Here is a 4,096-nt window from a genome sequence, read left to right as displayed (position 1 = left end):
GCGCTGATCGCGAGCGCGATCTGATCTTATTAAGTGATAAGGCAGACCTCAGCAATTCTGAACTGACTGACGCCCTCAAGCGCTACTTCGATCGTTCCTCGGTCCTTTCAAACCGCGTCCAATATTGTGGTGTAGCGCTCGTCGGCTTCGAAGCGCCCTTTTATCCCGCTGACAACGTCAAGGCGATTGCCGATGACATCGTCGATGGTGCCCGCAAGGCTCTTGCCGACTGGAGTGATAAGATCGGAGAGCGTCTTTTGGCCGAAAAGCTCTGCGACATGGAGATCCAGCTGTTCTGCATACCGCTGCCATCGGCCGATGGATTTCGAAGTGCGTTTTTAAAGGCCATGGGAATCGCCACCGCATGAGTTTGAACGAGCTGCAGTCCTGGCTACGTGCGGAGGGAATACGCGATGATCTCGATGCGATCACGCGCTTGACGGTGCGTGGAGAGATCGACAATCTCCTCCCCGACAAGAGCGATCTTGTAATCGACTGGCCCCGACTATTGCTTGCTGGCAGCATTCTTGCTCGGTCGAGCGAGCGGGTCGATCAGGAGACTGCACTGCGGATCGCAACGGCCGCCATCGCTATGACCGATAAAGCGGCGATAAAGGATGCGGGCGCCGTACTTTTTGGCAAGCTCTCTAATTTTCGTGCAGTTGCGCTCGCGGGCAAGCGCGGCCTGCTAGAACATGGACTTGAGGAGCGGCTCGGCGTCGCTCTGCGTCTTGAGGCGCAGCGTCGGGAGATGGATCGCTCGATCCTCGTAAAGTCGAGCGGATCATGGCTTCAAGTCAATGATTTCCAGCAGCGTTTCTGGACCAACGCTAGCCGGCCGAACTGGTTGTCCGCGTCCGCCCCAACCGCATCGGGAAAAACGTTTCTGGTGCTTCAATGGCTCGTCGACCAGTTGCGAATTGGTGAGGTGAAACTTGCCATTTATCTCGCGCCTACCCGCGCGCTTGTTTCAGAGATCGAGACGAGTCTCCAAGCTCTGCTGGGCAAGGGCAGTCCGATCGAAGTTTCATCGCTCCCGATACGCGGGAAGTTTGATGCGGCAGGGGCAGGTGGCAAGAGTCTGATCTTGGTCTTCACCCAAGAGCGTTTGCATCTCTTCGCTAACTCACTCGGTAGCGAATTCTCTGCGGACCTGCTCATAGTCGACGAGGCGCACAAAATAGGGGACAATCAGCGCGGCGTGATCCTTCAAGATGCGGTCGAGCGGGCGACCCGGGCAGACCCGAAGCTAAAAATAGTGTTCATCAGTCCGGCGACCCAGAACCCCGAAGAACTTCTTTCCGATGCGCCTGAGGATGTGGCTACGGTGTCGGTCGACAGTGACACACCGACAGTTCTCCAAAATGTTATCGTAGCTGATCAAGTGCCCCGCAAACCTAAGCTCTGGGCGCTAGCCGTAAGGCAAACTGACTCCGTTTTACCAATCGGGACGCTCGAATTGGCGAGCACTCCGAGTGGGGCTCGCAAGCAGCTCGCCTTCATCGCGGCCGCCGCAGGGCAGCGCGGGGGCACCTTGGTTTATGTCAACGGCGCGGCGGAGTCAGAGAAGGTCGCCGATTTAATCAGTCAGCTGCAACCGACAGCCACTGTTGTCGACCCAGAGCTCGTCGCGCTGGCCGATCTCGCACGCAAGGGCGTGCACCCACAATTTAGTCTAGCTGCAGTGGTTGAGCGAGGGGTCGCCTTCCATTTTGGCAACATGCCTTCGCTCATCAGGCTCGAGATCGAGCGGCTGTTTAGAACGGGCAAGATTCGATTTCTCGTATGTACGTCGACACTCATCGAAGGCGTCAATCTCTCGTGCCGTACTATTGTCTTGCGCGGGCCGCGGAAAGGCAAGGGGCATCCTATGGAGCCTCACGACTTTTGGAATTTAGCCGGGCGAGCTGGTCGCTGGGGCGATGAGTTCCAGGGGAACATCGTGTGTATCAGCCCAGAGGACAGGACTGCGTGGCCGACGGGCGTGCCCCACCGCGCGCGCTTTCCCATCAAGCGCGAGAGCGATGCGGTCCTTGAGCTTGGTGACCAGCTGACTCAATATCTTGCTGGCCGCGATACATCTGACTTGTCGACGCTCGAATCATCGGATCAGTTTGAACAGGTTGGAGCTTATCTGCTCACGACTTATTTGCGCCTTGGCTCAATATCGACTTCTAGTCTCGCTAAGCGCCATGATCAGGCTACCCTTAAGAAACTGGACCAAGCTCTCGAAGCCCTGGCCACTCAAATTGACATCGATATCGAACTGACCGCGCGGCACCCCGGTGTTAGCCCAATTGGTCTGCAACGCCTGCTCGATCAGTTCCGCGAATATCAGGGCGATGTAGAAAATCTACTGCCAGCCGAGGTCGCGAGTATCGATAGCTACGACCGGTTCGTCGCGATTCTCGGAAGGATCAACACATATCTGTTTCCGGCATTCGGTCCGGAGAACGTTAATCGGCTTTACGCGCTCGTCATCGTCAACTGGCTCCGTGGCCTGTCGCTGGCGTCGATGATCCGGCGAAGTATCGACTGGCATATGAGCGTAGGAAGAAGCTATCGGCTGCCGAACTTAATCCGAGAGACTATGGATCTAGTCGAGCAGATTGCGCGCTTTAAGGCGCCCAAATATCTGTCAGCCTATGTGGATGTGCTGCACTTCCATCTGCGCCAGATCGAGCGCGAGGATCTGATCGACCAACAACTCGACATTGGCACCCAACTCGAGTTAGGCGTCTCGTCACGGACCTTGCTTTCGCTGCTGGAGCTCGGTCTGTCACGGATGAGTGCTGTTGCTTTGTATGAGAAAATCGCCAGGGATGATCTAAGTGAAGCGGATTGCGTCGAGTGGGTCGCTAGCCGTCGTGATCGCTTAGAAACTTTAGAAATACCGCTGATAATCCTCCGCGAAGTGCGCGAGTGTCTGCTTCCAACCGATGATGAAAACTTGGATGAGCAGAGCGAAGGATAGGGGATCACGCTATGCCTGCGAAGCCTCTTGATTTGGGGACCATGCATTTCGCAAAGCGAGGCGACGCCGTTTCCTACCTCAACGATATGCTCCATCGCTATGACCTGGGCGACAAAGTCAGTGCACTTGACGCGGAGGTCTTGCGCGCGGCCCTTGAGCGCCATCCGGAGTCAGCGGCCAAGATCGGCTGCGGCATCACTCATTTCAGCGTTCGCACAGCAGATTTCGGAACGCGTTGCTTTTGGGTTAACCGGCCTGACGGCAGTACCGAAAAGTTCTCGCATACTGCCTGCATCTACCGAACGTGATCCCACTTTCGTAATCGGCCCGAATTTTCGAGTCCGAAGTCCCCTAAAGCGCCGGCCACCCAAAGCCGAAGCGGCCAACGTAGTAGGCCGCGTGGAGGTAAGAGAGGTCCTCCTCCCAGTGCTGGATCGCTACGCTGAAATCGGCACTTCGACGTTTCGCCGACTTCACAGCCGCAGCAATGCTTTCTGCCATCTTCTCGAGCCGCTTCGGACTGCCGCGATCACCCCATGATTCCATGTATTCAGGGCCGTTGACCGGCGGGAGCTGGCCTTCGAAAACGCGGGCAAGTAGCCTCTGGCGTTTCAGCGCCGATTGCTCACCTGTTTTGCCCACGTGGTAACCGAGGTGACTGAGCATGCCTTCATCGTGCTCGATCGAACCGAACGCACCGGTTCCGGGTGAGGCATGGGTCGTCGGCCATTTGAAGTGGCCGGGATCAAGTCGTGCGAGAATAGTTCTGCGCCGCCACTCGCCCTCGATCGCATCCACGTAATCTTGCCCGAGAGACTGCAACTTGCTCTGCCGGTCCATGGCGCGGGGCATTTGCTTGCGCCAAAGATCCAGCAGTTCGTCGTTGGTGAGCCGATGGATCGTATCGATGATTGAAGCGGCTTCCCTGCTGCGCTCTAAGTTGCGCTCCGCGCGCTCGGCCTCGGGCGTGAACCCGGCGATTTGCCAGGATTGGGGCACCTTCTTCTTTTTGACCGTCGACCTTTTTACGGAAGCCTTGGCTGGCTGAGCTGCCCTGGGCTTCTTCACCTTCTGGGCCTGCGGCTTCGGCTGAGCTGTTTCCTGGCGGAGACGCTTGGGGAA

4 protein-coding genes are annotated in these 4,096 nt (G+C 57.1%); 3 read left to right on the top strand and 1 reads right to left on the bottom strand.

The annotated features are described in order from the left end of the window. The 3 genes from GRI59_RS15565 to GRI59_RS15555 form a co-directional block, all read left to right on the top strand. Positions 1 to 368, top strand: a 368-nt coding sequence (locus GRI59_RS15565; protein ID WP_160762176.1) for a Hachiman antiphage defense system protein HamA, incomplete at its 5' end; no start/stop codon positions are given. Beyond that, on the top strand, positions 365 to 2,974 hold the full coding sequence (locus GRI59_RS15560) for a DEAD/DEAH box helicase (RefSeq protein ID WP_160762175.1): 2,610 nt from the start codon (positions 365 to 367) through the stop codon (positions 2,972 to 2,974). The genes GRI59_RS15565 and GRI59_RS15560, both read left to right, overlap by 4 nt. 41 nt (positions 2,975 to 3,015) lie before the next feature. Further along, on the top strand, positions 3,016 to 3,282 hold the full coding sequence (locus GRI59_RS15555; protein ID WP_221190917.1) for a DCL family protein: 267 nt from the start codon (positions 3,016 to 3,018) through the stop codon (positions 3,280 to 3,282). 43 nt (positions 3,283 to 3,325) lie between these two features. On the opposite strand, the gene GRI59_RS15550 is transcribed toward GRI59_RS15555, so the two are convergent. Beyond that, on the bottom strand, positions 3,326 to 4,096 hold a 771-nt coding region (locus tag GRI59_RS15550), incomplete at its 5' end, for a hypothetical protein (RefSeq protein ID WP_202391061.1).

Source organism: Erythrobacter ramosus (genome assembly GCF_009828055.1).
Classification (GTDB): domain Bacteria; phylum Pseudomonadota; class Alphaproteobacteria; order Sphingomonadales; family Sphingomonadaceae; genus Erythrobacter; species Erythrobacter ramosus.
This window is presented reverse-complemented; position numbering and strand designations above follow the sequence as displayed.